Origin of the sequence: Aeribacillus composti (genome assembly GCF_031760945.1) — a bacterium.
Classification (GTDB): Bacteria; Bacillota; Bacilli; order Bacillales; family Aeribacillaceae; genus Aeribacillus; species Aeribacillus composti.
The window spans coordinates 3,200,950-3,217,696 of the sequence record NZ_CP134501.1 but is presented as its reverse complement, the minus strand read 5'-3'; the positions used below and the strand labels follow the sequence as shown (position 1 = coordinate 3,217,696).

General features: G+C 33.7%; 14 protein-coding genes and 1 pseudogene. 4 read left to right on the top strand and 11 right to left on the bottom strand.

Going from position 1 to position 16,747, the window contains the following annotated elements; genetic code table 11:
* The first annotated feature begins 1 nt into the window (after position 1).
* Positions 2-241, top strand: coding sequence for a hypothetical protein (locus RI196_RS15710; protein WP_130157206.1), 240 nt, complete (start codon positions 2-4; stop codon positions 239-241).
* 761 nt (positions 242-1,002) lie between these two features.
* Here RI196_RS15710 and RI196_RS15705 read toward each other — a convergent pair.
* From RI196_RS15705 to RI196_RS15690, 4 genes are all read right to left on the bottom strand, one after another.
* On the bottom strand, positions 1,003-1,503 hold the full coding sequence (locus RI196_RS15705; protein WP_144598524.1) for a PTS sugar transporter subunit IIA: 501 nt from the start codon (positions 1,501-1,503) through the stop codon (positions 1,003-1,005).
* Positions 1,504-2,029: 526 nt separating this feature from the next.
* A complete protein-coding gene (locus RI196_RS15700; RefSeq protein WP_066250757.1) occupies positions 2,030-2,821 on the bottom strand; it encodes a MurR/RpiR family transcriptional regulator in 792 nt (263 codons plus the stop codon).
* Between the two features lie 306 nt (positions 2,822-3,127).
* On the bottom strand, positions 3,128-4,486 hold the full coding sequence (locus RI196_RS15695; RefSeq protein WP_311066491.1) for a 6-phospho-alpha-glucosidase: 1,359 nt from the start codon (positions 4,484-4,486) through the stop codon (positions 3,128-3,130).
* Between the two features lie 188 nt (positions 4,487-4,674).
* Positions 4,675-6,291, bottom strand: coding sequence for an alpha-glucoside-specific PTS transporter subunit IIBC (locus tag RI196_RS15690; RefSeq protein ID WP_311066490.1), 1,617 nt, complete (start codon positions 6,289-6,291; stop codon positions 4,675-4,677).
* A gap of 1,157 nt (positions 6,292-7,448) precedes the next feature.
* On the opposite strand from RI196_RS15690, the gene RI196_RS15685 reads away from it, so the two are divergent.
* The 3 genes from RI196_RS15685 (at position 7,449) to RI196_RS15675 (ending at position 9,655) form a co-directional block, all read left to right on the top strand.
* Positions 7,449-8,297, top strand: a complete 849-nt coding sequence (locus tag RI196_RS15685; RefSeq protein ID WP_066248045.1) for an ABC transporter ATP-binding protein — start codon at positions 7,449-7,451, stop codon at positions 8,295-8,297.
* Between the two features lie 7 nt (positions 8,298-8,304).
* Complete coding sequence (locus RI196_RS15680) at positions 8,305-8,949, top strand: ABC-2 transporter permease (RefSeq protein ID WP_066248048.1); 645 nt, start codon at positions 8,305-8,307, stop codon at positions 8,947-8,949.
* A 103-nt stretch (positions 8,950-9,052) separates the two neighbouring features.
* A complete protein-coding gene (locus RI196_RS15675) occupies positions 9,053-9,655 on the top strand; it encodes a hypothetical protein (RefSeq protein WP_311066489.1) in 603 nt (200 codons plus the stop codon).
* Positions 9,656-10,253: 598 nt separating this feature from the next.
* On the opposite strand, the gene RI196_RS15670 is transcribed toward RI196_RS15675, so the two are convergent.
* The 7 genes and pseudogenes from RI196_RS15670 to RI196_RS15645 all read right to left on the bottom strand — a co-directional run bounded on the left by RI196_RS15670 (position 10,254) and on the right by RI196_RS15645 (position 16,454).
* Positions 10,254-11,183, bottom strand: a complete 930-nt coding sequence (locus RI196_RS15670; protein WP_311066488.1) for a hypothetical protein — start codon at positions 11,181-11,183, stop codon at positions 10,254-10,256.
* A 2-nt stretch (positions 11,184-11,185) separates the two neighbouring features.
* Positions 11,186-11,477, bottom strand: a pseudogene (locus RI196_RS18640) (hypothetical protein); the annotation flags it as partial.
* A gap of 1,310 nt (positions 11,478-12,787) precedes the next feature.
* Positions 12,788-13,411, bottom strand: a complete 624-nt coding sequence (locus RI196_RS15665) for a 4Fe-4S single cluster domain-containing protein (protein ID WP_066248060.1) — start codon at positions 13,409-13,411, stop codon at positions 12,788-12,790.
* Positions 13,411-14,127 carry a ComEA family DNA-binding protein gene (locus RI196_RS15660; RefSeq protein WP_311066487.1) on the bottom strand — a complete coding sequence of 239 codons (717 nt, stop codon included), beginning with the start codon at positions 14,125-14,127 and terminating at the stop codon, positions 13,411-13,413. Before RI196_RS15660 ends, RI196_RS15665 begins: the two co-directional genes overlap by 1 nt.
* The gene (locus tag RI196_RS15655; RefSeq protein WP_066248063.1) at positions 14,128-14,340 is read right to left on the bottom strand and encodes a DUF2997 domain-containing protein; all 213 of its coding nucleotides are present in this window, start codon (positions 14,338-14,340) and stop codon (positions 14,128-14,130) included.
* Positions 14,341-14,348: 8 nt separating this feature from the next.
* Positions 14,349-14,795, bottom strand: a complete 447-nt coding sequence (locus RI196_RS15650) for a hypothetical protein (protein ID WP_066248066.1) — start codon at positions 14,793-14,795, stop codon at positions 14,349-14,351.
* Positions 14,796-14,813: 18 nt separating this feature from the next.
* A complete protein-coding gene (locus tag RI196_RS15645) occupies positions 14,814-16,454 on the bottom strand; it encodes a Ycf46 family AAA ATPase (protein WP_130157217.1) in 1,641 nt (546 codons plus the stop codon).
* Between the last annotated feature and the right edge of the window lie 293 nt (positions 16,455-16,747).

The following is a 16,747-nucleotide window of genomic DNA, read 5'->3' as shown; positions in this document are numbered from 1 at the left end:
AATGACACGAACTGAATATGAAAATAAAATAAAAGAGTTAGGCATAGATTTGGAAGAATTGAATATTGTTATTGGTAGAAAAACCAATGTACCATTTTCAACAGGTTGCTACTTTGAAGGTGATAATTGGATCTTATATAATGTGGATGAAAGACAAAATTTTTCAATTATCGAGAGGGGAAATGAGAATCAAATTTTCAAATTTTTATATATGATAACGATGGGAAAAATAGGTAGATAGAAAATAAACATTTTAATTTGACCGCACTTCTTATCCAAAGCTTCTAAGCTATTCCATGTCGATGAAATAAAATTAATAGTTAATGGAAATTAAATTTGACCGTAATAAATGGTTCAGAGAAGAGGGGTTTTTGAATCCTTTTTATGTTATCCATGATAATAAAGATCCAATATTGTAACAGGTTCGGAAGTAATATTTAATAATGAAAGTGATGCCCTTGATAACTTTATAAAAAGGCTTAGAACAGAAAAGCTGTTATTTTAGGATATATAATATTAGCTAAGAACAATAAGGTATTTAAGTAATAGAAACATAAAATTGATGTTAGTCTAAAAATTAGACACGGAGAACAGGGAGATTATAATAAACTTAATTACAATAGGTTTGTTTTTTGAAAATAAAAGTGCAGAGAATTGCAAAATCCTTATGCAGTGATATGCAAAGGAGCTTTACATGGAGGAGGAGCCATGATAACCTTTTTTGGTTTTGCCAAAACTGTTGAAGCTGGCGCTTGGCTAAAGAATCATGGCTACAGAAGATCCATGTCAAGCCCTTGATGGATAGATCACATATATGTATATTTATACAAAATTTTGATAAAGATATACTGCGACACTCTGAATTTTCTTCTTGTAGAAAATAACTTGCATCATTTTACAGAAATATATTTGGAAAATGCACAAATGCTTGGTAAGAATGTGCATCATCTAGGGGATTCGCAAAATTTTTCGCGGTATTTCGGATGTTAGAATGAAATTGCCCTAATTTACAACATAGCATTTCAATATATACTCTCCCCTTTGTATTTCACCAGCTTCCCGCACAACTATTTTCTCAGTCTTTTCAGCGCTATTTGTAATAATAATTGGCGTTACGATTTCTTTATTATTTTTTTCAATAAATTCTATATCAACATTCATTATGGGATCTCCAATTTTTACTTTTTGCCCTTCACTCACAGTTACTTCATAACCTTCACCATTTAATTCAACCGTATCTAGTCCAACGTGAATTAATATTTCTAACCCATGTTTTGTTCGAATACCTATTGCGTGCTTAGTAGGAAATACTTGAATAATTTGTCCTTTTACAGGGGACACAACCTTTCCGTCTTTAGGAATAACCGCTATCCCATCCCCCATCATCTTTTGGGCAAACACGGGATCCGGTACTTCTGATAATGAAATTACTTCGCCATACATAGGTGAAAAAATTTCTTCTATAATAGTTTTGGGATTTTTCGCAAATATTTTTTTTAACATACTAATTCCTTCTTTCTATCTATAATAATTTTATGAAAATTGTATTTTAATAATAAAGACAAGACAAAGAACAGACAGCAATCCAACAATAATGGTACTTCCGACAAATCTTAAATTTGCTCCTTTTTCCTTCCGGTTCAACGTACTATTTTTTATTAATTCTTTATGTGCTTTCCGGTATTTGCTAATAGCTAAAAGAAGCAACATACTGCCAAATATATTTCAACCAGCAATAATGAAATCGCCAACCTTCCTATTTCTAACTGGATCTGTTTTATAAATCTGACAACACCATTCTTGTCAATACACCAAAAAAAGATTTAACATGGCAAACACAAACAAATTTTAATGAAAGGATCCTCTTTTACTTGAGCAAAAAAAGGTTGGTTTGCCTGCAGCGACATTATATATAAATAATTAAGAAAGAGAAATGGGACGTATAAAAAAGATGACCGATATTTTAAAAATGCGCAAACTTTGTAATATGGAAGGGGAATCATTCGAATGTTTTTGTTGGCACGTTGTATTATGCGTCTTCATCTTTTCCCGCCCTTTCAATTGTTTCTTTTTTCTCTTTCAGGTAGTCAACATAATGGCTAAAAATAGCTTCTCCAATAATAAAAAAAGGGGCAAATGTTTTCAATTTTGTTCCGTTATGGCTTGCGAGATTTGAACTTCTGGCATATAAATTATACGGAGTCATTCTAGCCAAACGATTATTTACTAAATTTGTTATAGAGATAAAAGGAATTCCTTTGGCAACTAAATTTTGCACTGCAGGAAAAATTGTTGGTGTATCTCCTGATAAAGAAAAAATGATCACAACATCGTTTTTCTGCAAATTCTTTACAATTATTTCAAACTCCAATTGGGAGTGGATAACATTCAAATACTTTTGAAGCGGCAGAAACATTCTTTGCAACTCTAATGCACAATGTAATTGTGCAGTGCCCGTCCCAAAAACAAATACTTGATTGGCATTATATATCAATTCACAAACATCCGAAAAATCTTTGGTTTGAATATATTTGATTGTTTCATGAAGATCTTCCTGCAAAATTTCTACACCGCTTTTTTCTTCTACCGGATCCTCTCGACCTTGCCATTTTAAGAACACTCGGAATTCACTATATCCACTAAATTCCAATTTTTGTGCCAACCGCAATATTGAAGAGCGGGAAACATTGCATTTTTCAGCTAGATTATTAATCCCTAACGAATAACAAGTATTTTTATTATTCATAATGTACTTTAAGATGTGTAAATCTGTCTCATTTAATTTTTTATAATGTTTATTAATAAGTTCTTCTAATCTCAAGCCATATCCCCTCCTTCAATAAATAATTTATGTTTGCTCTTGTCATCTCCAATGGCCGTGCCGTTAACTGCGAATAAATTCGCTGGCAGAACTATATGGAACTGTACTGGATTATTATCCTTTACATTCTTTCGGAAGCAGCCAAATGTAATGCCAGAACACTACAATACTTAGTTTAAAGGAAAAAAAGGTGTAAGTCTGCTGCTTGGCAAAAAATAATTATTCATTAACAGAGGGAGGAGTGAAACAAAAAAGTACAAAAGATTGTTACCCTTTTGTACTTTTTGTTTGATAAAATCGATCATCTTAAAAAAATTCGCTCACTACCACATCATCTTTATGAAGTTCAGGCCAGAAATCTTTATTTGCTTCAATTAAATCATCCAATATTTCTTTAGCAACTTTTGCACTCGGTACTGTTTTGGATAATGTTATTGCTTGCCATAATTTTTGGTAAGAACGGGTAACCCACGCCTCAACAACCAATTTTTCAACTGATACTTGTTGTTCCATTAATCCTTTTTGGAATTGTGGAATTTCTCCTATCGATAATGGCTCTGGACCATTACTTCCAACAATACAAGGAATTTCCACCATTGCAGTTGGATCAAGATTAATAATTGATCCTTTATTTTCGACAATTAATAACATTCTTTCATGAGTGTTATATGCAATGGCACGTGCTAAATCTACAATATATGCTGCATGTTCATCTATATGAAGTTTACTGCCTTCTGTCGATTGATTTTCAATTATTTTTCTACATTCGCCGAAAACAAATTTTTCACGGCCTTCCATTACCTCATTGGCTCTTGTATATTCAGGATTAGAATGCTCCACAACATAATCTGGGAAGAAGTAGTATTGCAAATACGTATTCGGCAATGTATTTGGATCTAATGCATATACATCACGCGCCTTTAAGAATGTTTCATTCCAACTTTGATCTACATGCTGGTTATCTGCGCTATTTGGTACATTATATCCATGTTTAGCTACATGTTCTTTTAGTTTTGGCATTAAATCATTTCCATCTTTATCACGGATTTCTGTCCACCAGCCAAAATGGTTTAATCCAAAATAACGGACATTCATTTCTTTACGATCATTTAAACCTAAAATTTGTGCCATGCGCATTTCAATTCCAATAGGCATGTCGCAAATGTTTAATATTTTGGAATTTGGCCGCAAACGACGGGTAGCTTCAGCAACAATAGCAGCTGGATTGGAATAGTTTAACATCCATGCATCCGGAGAGTATTTTTCCATATAATCAATTAATTCTAATACTCCTCCAATAGAACGCATTCCATATGCAATTCCGCCTGGCCCGCATGTTTCTTGACCAACTACACCATGTTTCAAAGGTATTTTTTCATCTAATTCACGCATTGCATATTTTCCTACACGAATATGCGCCATGACAAAATCAACATCTGTAAAGGCTTCTTCAGGATTTGTTGTTGCCAAAAATTCTATTTCCGGAGCTCTTTCTTTGAGAATTATTTCGCAAGCTCCTGCAATTGTTGCTTGACGTTCCTCATCATTATCATAAAGTTTTAATTTCCGAATTGGAAACTTATATAAATTATCTAATAACATCAAAACAATCCCTGGAGTAAAAGTACTTCCCCCGCCTGCAATTAATACCGAGAATTTTTTCATTTTTAGGTTTCCTCCTTTAATGCAATATCCTCTTTCATCCAAGTTATAACAATTCATTTGTATGAAAACAATATTCCTTAACCATTCTGGTCGCTATCTCAAGTTCAGTTCTATTTCCCATAAGAAGGGAATTTTCCCGCTTGTCAAATAAACAACATTTTAGAATTTGCAAGTAAATGTGGAGCCTTTCAGTTTTCTTTATATTGTTTTTTGCTAGAATCACTCAATAAATTCTCAAATTGTTCCCTTACTTGTGGAACCGATAAACCGACTATCACTTGAATTGCTTTCCCATTCTTAACAATTCCGTGGGCTCCAGCTGATCTAAATCGGCTATCAGGCGCTATTTTTGATTCATCTACTACTGTTACGCGGAGTCTTGTAGCACAGTTTGTTACATCGGCAATATTAGAAGATCCGCCTAGAGCTTCTAAAAATTCACTAGCTTGAACAAAATAAGCATTTTCTTTATTTGCACTATTTTTATTTTCTTCTTGCTTTTTAGCTTTGTAGTCTGCTTTTGTATACAGTTTTACTTCTTTTTGGTCATCTGCTTCACGACCTGGGGTAGCTACATTTAGCTTTACAATTAAATAACGAAACATGAAAAAATAGATAACCGTAAATGCCAATCCAATTATCCACTGAGTGATATAAGTGGAAGTATGGTATTTGAATAACGGAATCCAGTTGGAGCTGGCAATTTCTAACAATCCGCCACCCATATTACCAACTGCACCAAACGCATACATCACCGCAGCCATAGAAGCTGCTAAAAATGCATGTACAGCAAATAGAAGAGGAGCAACAAATAAAAATGTGAACTCTATCGGTTCTGTGATCCCAGCTACAACAGATGTTAAAGTTGCTGCAATCAACATACCTGATACGATTTTCTTTTTCTCAGGTTTTGCTGTTACGTATATCGCTAATGCAATGCCAGGGATTCCAAAAATTTTGGACATACCATGCAAAGCAAAACCGCCTTCCGGGAACATTTCTTTTAATGAATGAGCACTTGTTGCATATTCCGATAAATGCTCCATCCAATATTTTGCAATTCCGCCATCAACAACTGCCGGGCCGTAGATAAAAGGACCGTATATAAAATGGTGCAGTCCCGTTGGAATTAAGATTCTTTCAAGGAATGTATACAACCAAACCCCTAATACATCAGAGGAAGCCAAAAACCCTTGTAAAGAAGCAATTCCGTTCTGAATTATCGGCCATCCCCACGAGGTAAGCAAGGCAAGAGGCAATATAGCAAAAAAACAAACAATGACAACAAAGGATGTTCCTTGGAAGATACCTAGGAAATCTGGTAGTTTTTTGTCAAAATAATGATTGTGGATTAAAACAACAATGGAAGAAATAACAATCGCACCGATAATATTTGTATCTAAAGTTTTAATACCGGCAATTTCCGTTAACCCGCTCACTCCTCCAACTTCTTCGCTAAAATCGACACCAAAATTTTCCCCCCAAATCGTTAAAATAGCGTTTACAAAATAATTGAAAGTTAAATAGGTTACGAGTGCTGCTAAAACAGCTCTCGCATGTGCTTTTTTCGCTAATCCAATAGGGATGCCGGCAACAAAAAGCAACGGGATTTGATTAAATACTGTCCATCCACCTTCCTCTATTACCGTCCAGAATTTATACCATGCTCCATCTGGATCAGCCAAAGAACCCATAATATCCCCGTTTTTAAATAAAATTGTGAGACCTACAAGTATCCCCGCAAATGGGAATAATAATACTGGCACAAACATCGCCCCACCGAACCGTTGGAATTTTTGCATCATCCTTGATCCACTCCTTTACTAGCAATTAAATAACAATACTTAAGAAGTAATTTGTGGGATCTGTTATTTCATGCAAAAGATGATTGCCATAGCAAAAATGTCAAGGTGCTTATAGTTGCAACTATAAATTGTCAGCGCTTACAATTAAGTTATATTAAAATCTAATTTTTAACAATAACTTGGCAAGATGTCGGGACTTATCCTTTCCATTTGAACATTTTCCCACAGTTTGAAAAATTTCACGAACTTTTCAAACTGGAAAAACATATAAAATTTCTTTCTCACGGTTATTCACTATGTAGCTTTAGCTTCCCTAAACATCGAGTAGGAGGCTAATGAATTAGAAATACTGCAGCATTTGAAAACCGGCGCAGCAAACGGTGCGCCTAAAGTCGGCCGATTCGTAGACAACGCCATAGCAAATCTGAAAAATGCGAACCCTGACCGGCAAATAGGATTCGCCATGGAAGGGGTTGGGGATGTTAAGGTTCCGGCGGAATTGAGGGGAATTTTGGTTACTCCATAATTAGTGGGGAAAGTAAAGAGCCTCAAGAAGTTATTAATACTGTATATGAAACGGTTTCTAGATTTAAAAGGGATCCGATAAAAAGAGATAATGCACAACGTGTAATAAATAAGGAAATTGGTTGCTTTTTAAGGTCTATTAATTCGCCTCAATTTATTGCAAATCAATTCACACGTTATCATTTCAATGGGACGAATTTATTTGACGTAATACAAATATTAGAAAAATTAACCGAAAAGGACCTAGAAGAAGTACTACACTTACATTTTTCTGATGAATCGAGTTCGACACTAATCATTAAGTAAATGATACTTGTTATTTTTCTATAAATTTTTTTTATTTAATGTAGTGTTAAGGTAGTATCCATCTATTAATTTAACATCAATCAATGGAAAAATACTATTTATTCTCTCCTATATTATTTTCATAACCTTGGATGTACAAACAAAAATAAGTAAAAACATAGGCTCTTAGACCTAATAAAAAAACAAAACGATTCAAAAGCCCCTTTTAAAATGTATTATTCTACATTATTATTCTGAATAGAAAGATAATTTTTGAAAAAATAAATGATTTAACGGGTGTAAGTAGAATACATATATATACTAAGATAATATGTTGGAGTGAGAAAATGTCGTACTTATTAGATGTTCAAAATATTACAAAGCGATATGGCAATAAAGTTGTTTTAAAAAATGTTACATTCAATGTTCCGTCAGGATCAATAGTTGGCTTTATTGGTGATAATGGTGCAGGTAAATCTACTACATTTAAAACAATACTAGGTCTAGTTTCTCAGGATTCAGGTAGAATTAAAATCTTTGGCAAAGAAAATATACATAAACAGCCTAAGATGAAGGAAAAAATTGGAGTTGTGTTCGATGCTATGAATTTACCGGCGCACCTAACAATCAAACAACTAAATAAAGTTTTTTTGAGAATATTTAATACTTGGAATCAAGATGATTTTTTCCGATTGGTTAATTCTTTTTCTCTCCCCGAAGATAAACAAATATATAAATTTTCTCGTGGGATGTCAATGAAACTTTCTATAGCTGTTGCACTGTCACATAATGCAAAACTACTATTACTAGATGAGGCAACAGGAGGGCTTGATCCCTCATCAAGAGAACAAGTCTTAGGTGAGTTAAAAAGCTTTGTGAGAGAGAGTAGTGGTGGGATATTACTTTCTTCTCATATTATGAGTGATATTGAGAAAATTGCTAGTCATATTGTTTTTATCAAAAATGGTGAAATTTTATTAAATGAGAGAAAGGACAAGATTCTTGAAAAATTTGCAATTGTTGATATCAAAAAGGAACGATTATCTTTACTAAATAGAAATATAGTTGTTGCAAAAAGGGACTATGGTTCTTATTCTAGAATACTTGTATCAAATAAAATGGAATTGCCAAAGGACCTTAGCTCTAAAAAGATTTCAATGGAAGAACTTAGTCTCTTACTAACTAACAGGGAGTGAAATTTAAGTGAAAGGTCTATTATTGACAAACTATTACCTAGTTTATCGAAGTATTTTTGCATATGTAGGTCTCGCATTATTGATTTCTGGTGTACTTTTATTTTTTGCAGGGCCTATGGTAAGTGGTGTGGCCGCTATGTTAATTATATTATTAATGACTTTGCCTTCACTTGAAGTTATAAAAATAGAGAGTAAGTCTGGTTATGATAAATATGTACTTACCTTACCGGTTAGTAGGTCTAATATTGTCCGAAGTCACTATATTTTTTACTTATCGGTTGTGATTATCGGAGCATTTCTTTCATATATTGTTATTTATACATATGATCTAATTTTTGAAACACAAATAAATGGCATAATTAATATTATTTCTTCTGGAATTTTCGTAGTTCTTTTAGCAGGTGCGCTTATATACCCGTTCCTCTATATCTTTGGTGCAGACAAATCTGATGCATTTGTACTTGGAGGAGGATTTGTAGGTCTATTTGTTTATTATGGAATCAAATTCTTAGTAGAAGATTTAATAGACAAATTACCGTTATCCATAGATTCGTCTTTATTAGTTCCGATTTTATTTATAGTACTTGGTATTACTGTATTTACTCTCTCATATTTAATTGCTGTAATTATTTATCGAAAGAAAGAATTTTAGACTATGTGATTAGTACATCAAGTAGGCGCAAAAAATCGTGCCCGTAGAGGCTCCATGTCAAGCCTTTTTTGCACACGCACCACATTCATAGCGAAAGGAGAGAATGGATAACTTAAATATTATCAATTTGTGTCTTGACAAAGGGGTGCATTACAAAGTTTCTGTCTATCAAAAAAATTATGATAAAGACAATGTGTATTTCGATATGTCTATAAAATGTAAAACTGATATTGTCAACAAAAAAATGAGATTATATGAAGTCCAAAGAAATAAAGAATTTTTGATTGGACAATATGCCGATTCGGAATTTGGCCAATTGGCATTTTATATTGTTGTGTATAGTTACTTTAATCAAGATAAACCAAGTAATAGCGTAAGAAAAATGCTGCGAAATATAGGAGAAGATGTAAATAAAGCAAATAAAATCCTTGAAGATCATATAGGGAAAAATTATTTTTCTTTGTATAGGAAAGAAATTGGAAAAATAAGTGACGATCGTTGTGATGTTTTTTACTTGTCTTTTGAGAATAATATAATCCCAATTGTCCGAAACAAAAGATTGCCAAGTGCATTTGTGATAATTTACAATTATGGCTTTTATTTAAAGCAATTTGACTCCTTAATGAAAAAGATCATTTCACATTACAATTTAAAATTAAAGAAAGAAGAAACAGAAGAATTAAAGAGATTGTATTTAAAAAAATAATTACAGCGGTGATAGTTACGAAACTGATTTAATTTATCATAAACACTAAAATATGAAGTCTTAATTCATAGAACCTCAGCTTTTTCTTTATTATCGCGGTATCCCCCTATGCCACTCGTAACTCGTTTTTAATGGAATCAAAAAGATTAGTTTTTTAAACTAATCTAAGTTTGTCGACTTTGTCGATAAGCTGAAAGCACGTTTCTGGAAATCATGAAACGTGCTTTTCCTATATCTTTTATTCTTTTAAACCATCATTTTTGAAATGATAATAAATCTTTGGTGAAACATCTTCTTTTATTTCGATTCGATCAACCAAACGGTGAAGCATCTCAGAAGTTAGTTCATTGAAATGTCTATTAAATCATTTTGTAGTCTTTCCTCATATTTCTTTCGTTCACGTTTGGATTGATAGTAGATTTTTCCAGCTTAAGCTTCAGTTTATTCGAAAGCAGATTATTGATTTCTTCAGTTATTAAACGGTAATTTTCATTGCAAGCAATTTTCTGTTGATTGAGCTTTTTCCATATTTTGCTCAACTTTTGTTAAAAAGTACAAAAACTTCCCCCTATCTTTTAACACGGATCAAATGAACAATTTATTTTTCTTGCAATAACATACGCCAGTAATTCTCAATTCGATTGAATGTGTCATCGGCACGCTGTGTAACAAAATCTCTTGCCAATTGGTAATCTATATCCCTTGGTGAGATGCCTTTCGTAGCAAATGAAAGCAGTTGTTCTTTTGCTTTTGCAAGCACTCCAGACAAATCTTCCTCATTTTGAATGCTCTCAAACATTTCTTGATAATTTTTGATGACTGATTCAATTTCTGCTTGTGTATAAACCGTTTTCCCAAGTTTATTTGTCATGGACAGCTCACGGCTTTGTTGGTATGTTAAAGGAGCATTTAGTGACCTGATTTTGGCTCGTGCTGCGATGAATCGCTCCTCTACCGATTGGTGATTTATGGCTATTTTCGTATTGTGGCGGACATAATCTTGAATCAGTTGATCAAATCCTTTTTTTACATCACCGCTTAAAAACGTATCACTGAAGTATTGAAGTGCAACTGTTGAAGAAGCCAATTCAAGATGGGCTTCATAAGAATGCTGTTGTTCTTTACTAATTCCAAAAAGGCTAATCCCTAGATATGGCGACAAACTATCTACTCCGTCCGTTATGTGTTGTAAGATGGATTCTACTTTTTTTACTTCTTCATTACTTAGCGAATCAAAGTATTTGGATTCATATAAATATTGGCTGAACACAAGCCATTGATCCTTTGGCCGATAAGAGAAAATATCAGAAGGGTCAGCGTTTTCTACGTGAAAAAACTTTTCCATCGGTATGGCCATCAAGCCTTGAACTTGTTTGATTTCATCCGAAATCGTAAGTTTATAGGCTTGTCCGTTTCGGTTGACTTCCACTTGTTGTCCGGCCAATGGATTTTTGATTTCGTGTACGGGTGGCATTTTGGCTCTATTTCGAGCGACTATTGCTCCGATATATCCAAGATCAATTTTCACGGTTATTCCCTCCTATCTAAATAATTAATGGAAGGTAATAGTTCCACTTTGCTTTCATAGTAAAAATTCAACGCACTAAAGAAATCGATTGATTTACCTGTTATTAAATCGACGATTAAAATGTGATTGCCATAGTTAAAATCGTCAGTTTCCAGTCTGCGTTGTGTTGTTTTTTTAAGTATCAACAAACGAACTATAGTAGTACGGGTTTGGACCAGATTAATATTGTGATTCGTGCTATGTAAAAAGCGTACCTACTTCCAGACATACCGTAATTGCAAAATCGGAACTTGCAGAGTTCATATTTGGTTGGTCTTCCGCAAAGCTTTTCTGCACACAATAGTCATCAAAGTGAAAATTAAATTGAAAACCAAACAATTTCATTATTTATAATCGGCTTTTTAAATAAATAGTTAAATGATTATAAGGAAAAATTTAAATAATCTACCTAAAACTTTCTATTTTAAGTAAAATATCCTAGGGTTTGAGACACATCAGCCAGAAATTGGATGGAATAAGTAGTCAATGAGGGATTGTTTGTTGCAAATGGTAAAAAAGTTAAAAATATCATAAGTATATCGCCTGATTTTAAACATGTATTATCAATTAGAGTGGGGATGCCGTTTACTTGAGGTCTTATTACGGAATTCTGTCTCGTCCAAAAGAAAGGCTTCCCTATAAAACAGATGGGGAATTTTAAAGTGGAATAGTTAGCGAATGTTATTGCCGCCGTTACATATAAAACCGTTGATCATACGATTCAACAATTTATCTGGACTTATGGTGATCGCGGAAACGGAAGGTTCTATTATTATGTCGGGGCTGAAATCCATGGTCGATGGCAAGGAAATAACGTTGAGGTTGTGAGCCATTCAGAAGGAATTTCTGTTACTCATAAATGGTAAAAAGGAAATTATTTTACTGGGATCATATTACTCAGTTTGGTACTCTTGCTGTTGTTTTAATGAGACATAACGAAGAGATTTGGACTATATCATTAAATGAAAATTTTGTGGCTGATTCCGCAGACTCCGAACATACAACTGGTGAAATTAGTTTATATAAAGCAACAATGAAAAAAATAAGCCTATCATCCTGCATTATAAAGCTTCGCAATAACATCTGCCGCCGGTTGGTATACGAGAAAGTAATCGATTGCCTAGGTGAAAATGACCTGGCAACCACACCCTTATGATTGAGGATTTGGTAAATTAATCCTGTATCAGCTAATGAGAAATGGGCAGAGCGAAAGTTGCCAGGATTGGCCGAAGTACAAGCAGCCCTCGAGCAAATGTTTGAAGAACTAAATAATGCAAATCAAAAAAATAGGAGGATTCCCACTTTCCACATGGGGGTGTCTAATAAGTCGTTTTTACTACTTATTGACGCCCCCTTTGATGTTTTAGAAACGTTGATATATCGATGTTTATGATTTTTTGTTTTTTATGGGGATTTGATTTTCTGGACAGCCCCGTGTGGAGAAACATTCCAAATCCATTTCAGAGACCCCCTATCTATCTTGTATTACACAAAATTTTTGACGGTACCTGAAAGGTAGGGGATTATCTATTGTTTCTTTATCAAGTGCACCTAACAAATAAAAATTAAGTATTTGATCGGATACGTTTAAAAGTGTGCTGATTCAATATTTCTTTCAATGTATCTTTCGTTGCCATTCCGTTCACTGAGATTGTACCATTTTGAGAAATTCGAATTTCAATTTTATTTTGAAATTGATGAAAGTTCGTTTCTAAATGTTTATAAACATCCGTGAGGAAATGATAGTTTTGATTGGATGAACCAACCCAAGGACGGCTTAAATCTAATTTTTCTTCGATAAAAGGTCCATCGATTAGCAAATCTGTCACTGATAGCAGCTGTTGATTTTGTTTTTGTTTTTTCAAATCATCATATAAATACCCTGTAAATGTCATAACTGTTAAGCCGAGTTGTTTCACTTTTCTTCCTAGTTCCCCTAAGGCTTCAGCTTGATCAAACGGTTCTCCTCCAAGAAATGTGACGCCTTCAATCTCGTTTTGCTCTTTACTATCTTTAATGAATTCAAATAAATTCTCCACATTCATTTTTGTACCGTTTTCATTTACCCAAGTCCAAGGAACGGCACACCCTTTACAACGAATTGAACAACCTTGTACCCAAATTGCAAATCTTTTGCCTGGTCCTTCCACTTCAGTAACTGGAATATAACGATGTATGTACAGTTCCATCAAAAGTCCACAACTCTTCCTCGTTCCATTTTTTTCTTTTGATTTCCTTGATTATTATCGTCAGTATTAAACTGTAAATATGGTCTCATTTTTTCAGCTACATGAGGCTTAATCCCAAGAACTTGGATAAAGTGTTCGAAATTTTGAAAGAATCCTACCCTTTCTCTCTCTGCAAGTATTTTTTTCGCAAAAATCAATCCAACCTCAGGTACCTTTGCAATTTCATCTGCTGAAGCATGATTGACATCGATTCGTTTACTTACGCTTTCGTTTTCAATTGATGGCTGCATTGGGTTTATAAATTCTTCCTTTGGAGAAATCACTTGCTGTTCATCATTCGATTCAAGGATATGTTCTTTCGCAATAGCTTCTTTTAATTGCTTTAAATTTTTTTCTTGTACTTTTTGCTGTGATTCAAGACGGAGTAAATATTCAGGTCTAATTCTAAAAACATGAAAGATGGAAGAAACCCAACTAATAAGTGCTAATGCAAACGCGATATCAAATAAGAAATGTCCTTCTTCTGCAATTAAAAATATGATAAAAGGTAAAGTATATATGAGTCCTGCAAAAAACCATTTTCTTTGTCTTACTCTGAAAGCTGCATAGAAAAAAGAAATATAATTAAAAAAAGCAAAAGGGAAAAAGACCCATAGCATCCAGATGGAGTTACGTAATTCCCAACCTATCCCCTTCTCGGTTATACTCCGCATCATTCACTCCTCCTTTAGCTTCAATTTATTTTGTTCAGTTATAGTTTCTTCAAATTGAAAATATTCTTCTTTATAATTTGAATCAACTGTTTCCGATTCGAGTAGTTTCTCCAAAAGGTCAATATACTTGATGCATTCTTGTCCCTTCATGCCAATTGTTTCCGCAAAGATTTTACCGTCTTCTGTCAATTTGATCTGTATTTTTTTGGTTCCCATAGCATCACCTATTTAGAAATATTGTTGACATTAAAAGTTAAAACAATTGTTCGGTCTTCTTGCATAATTTCCGATTCCAGATGTAGGCCATGTTCTGCTGCTTGTTTAAGTAAATGTTGATAAGTTTCTTGTTGTATTAGATATTTGTATTCTGTCTGTAAATTTTCAATAAATTCCATGGCAGCTTGTGTGTCAACACTATTGTTAAATATCGCTTCAAAATACCCCTGTTCAGTTAGTTGAAAATAAATTTGAAGATCTTCAATTGTCGTTTGGTAATTTTGTTCAGTCAATTTTGTCACTTTGCAACCATACTGTTCAATCGATTTTTGAAGTAAATCTTCTTTCTTCATAATCGTTGGAATGATAAAGGAATCATTTTTTTGATTTGCAAAGGCTTTAATCGAACTAATTGTTGCAATACCAATTGGAACTAACAAAAGTTCAATGCTCAATTCATTCACCTACTTCTATTAAAAGTCAATCGCACGACCGCCACGAGTGGACTTAATATCCATATCCATGTTAGAGCTATTTGATTCGCAATACTCCGCTCGATCTTCTCTAGGCGTAGCCGCAACCGCTCTAACACTAGCCCATTCACGAATCTCTTTAATTTGTTCAGCCTGTGTCACCGCAAGTGGTACAATTAATTTCGAAACTTTTTCAAAATCACTAAATTGAACACTTCGTTCTTCATAAAATGCCTCAAATAATCCATTTATGACAACTTGTTCAATCTCTGCTCCTACAAACCCCTCCGTCATGTCAGCCAATTTTTCCAGGTTTTCAGTACTAATTTCAAAATTACCTTTTACGCTTGGGTTATTTAATCTTTTCTTTAAATGAACTCGGAAGATTTCAATACGTTCTCTATGTGTTGGTAAATCAACAAAGAAAATTTCATCAAATCGACCTTTTCGCAACATTTCAGGAGGAAGTGCCGATATATTGTTTGCAGTGGCAACTACAAATACGGATTTTTCTTTTTCTTGCATCCAAGTTAAAAAGTGTCCAAAAACACGAGAACTTGTCCCGCTATCTCCAGATGAACTAGTTCCGTTAAATCCTTTTTCGATTTCATCAATCCATAAGATGGAAGGAGCAATGGCTTCAGCTGTTTGAATCGCTTTTCTCATATTTTCTTCACTACTACCAACAATGCCGCTAAACACTTTTCCAATATCTAATCGCAGTAATGGAAGCTGCCACATTCCACTAATCGCTTTACTTATTAAACTTTTACCACAACCTGGAACACCTGTAATGAGCACACCCTTTGGAGCTGGTAAACCATATTGTTGCGCAGACTCTAACCAAGATTTATCTCTTTTTTTCAACCAACGTTTTAAATTTTCTAATCCACCGACTTCATCCATATTAAGATTACTCGATATAAATTCTAGTATCCCTGTTTTCTTAATGATTTGTTCTTTTTCTTGAAGGATTACTTCAACATCCTTGATTGATAATTTTCCATCATCAACCATTGCCCGTGCAAAGGCATTTTCGGCTTCCGAAAGTGTTAAACCCAATGATGCTTTTACGAGTTTTTCTTTTTCTTCTTCATTTAAGTTAATTTCAATTCTTCCTGTTTGTCGGTTTACTTCAATCATTTCATCAAGCAGTTGCTTCATTTCAGTAAAGGTTGGTAAAGGAAAATCAACAATTGTAATATCTTTCTCCAAATCTTGCGGTAATTTAAGAATTGGAGATAAAAATACAATATTCTTTGGATTAACACTTTGTTTTAAACTCATTACAATGTCACGTAGTTTTCTTATCACAAGAAGATCTGGTAATCTTCCTTGATCACCAAAATAAACATGGAAGTCTTGCAGTACAAAAATAGCGGGCTCATCATACTTTTCAATAAATTCTAATGCTTTTACAGGAACCTTCGTATCGTCTTTGCGTATACCCTCTCCTACAATCCCTTCCGTAATCTTCCAAGTAAATAATTTTCTTGTTGTTTTAATCAACTGTTGATCATAGGCAATGTCATTAATAAGTGCTAGTGCTCTTTGCTCTTCCCAAGTTGGAATATATATAAATGGGAATCTAGCTTTAAACAAATTAGCTACAAATCTTTTTTGCTTTACTAAGTAATTCAATGCTTTCCCTTCTTCCTTTAGATTTTTGGGTTATTAAGAATTTTATAAGCAGTTGTAATGTTTAAAATATATCTTTACCCATATATCCTATAGATACCTGAATCCGTGATAAAAGGTAGCTTACCTAGATAATTTTGGAATGACTTTCTTTTACCTTAACTTTGGATATTTTTACTGGAATTAACCGTTTTTGGGTATATCAAATAAGTTTCCCATACTGATAAAAGCTAGCAGTCTAAATAAATCAAAGCTTTGTAATTAGTTTCTTGTTCAAGGCATTTAAGCAAGTGTAT

Excerpts from the sequence above, each read along its gene's own strand:
- RI196_RS15710 (WP_130157206.1), top strand. The coding sequence starts at position 2 with ATGACACGAACTGAATATGAAAATAAAATAAAAGAGTTAGGCATAGAT.
- RI196_RS15705 (WP_144598524.1), bottom strand. The coding sequence starts at position 1,503 with ATGTTAAAAAAAATATTTGCGAAAAATCCCAAAACTATTATAGAAGAA.
- RI196_RS15695 (WP_311066491.1), bottom strand. The coding sequence starts at position 4,486 with ATGAAAAAATTCTCGGTATTAATTGCAGGCGGGGGAAGTACTTTTACT.
- RI196_RS15690 (WP_311066490.1), bottom strand. The coding sequence starts at position 6,291 with ATGATGCAAAAATTCCAACGGTTCGGTGGGGCGATGTTTGTGCCAGTA.
- RI196_RS15685 (WP_066248045.1), top strand. The coding sequence starts at position 7,449 with ATGTCGTACTTATTAGATGTTCAAAATATTACAAAGCGATATGGCAAT.
- RI196_RS15675 (WP_311066489.1), top strand. The coding sequence starts at position 9,053 with ATGGATAACTTAAATATTATCAATTTGTGTCTTGACAAAGGGGTGCAT.
- RI196_RS15665 (WP_066248060.1), bottom strand. The coding sequence starts at position 13,411 with ATGGAACTGTACATACATCGTTATATTCCAGTTACTGAAGTGGAAGGA.
- RI196_RS15660 (WP_311066487.1), bottom strand. The coding sequence starts at position 14,127 with ATGATGCGGAGTATAACCGAGAAGGGGATAGGTTGGGAATTACGTAAC.
- RI196_RS15655 (WP_066248063.1), bottom strand. The coding sequence starts at position 14,340 with ATGGGAACCAAAAAAATACAGATCAAATTGACAGAAGACGGTAAAATC.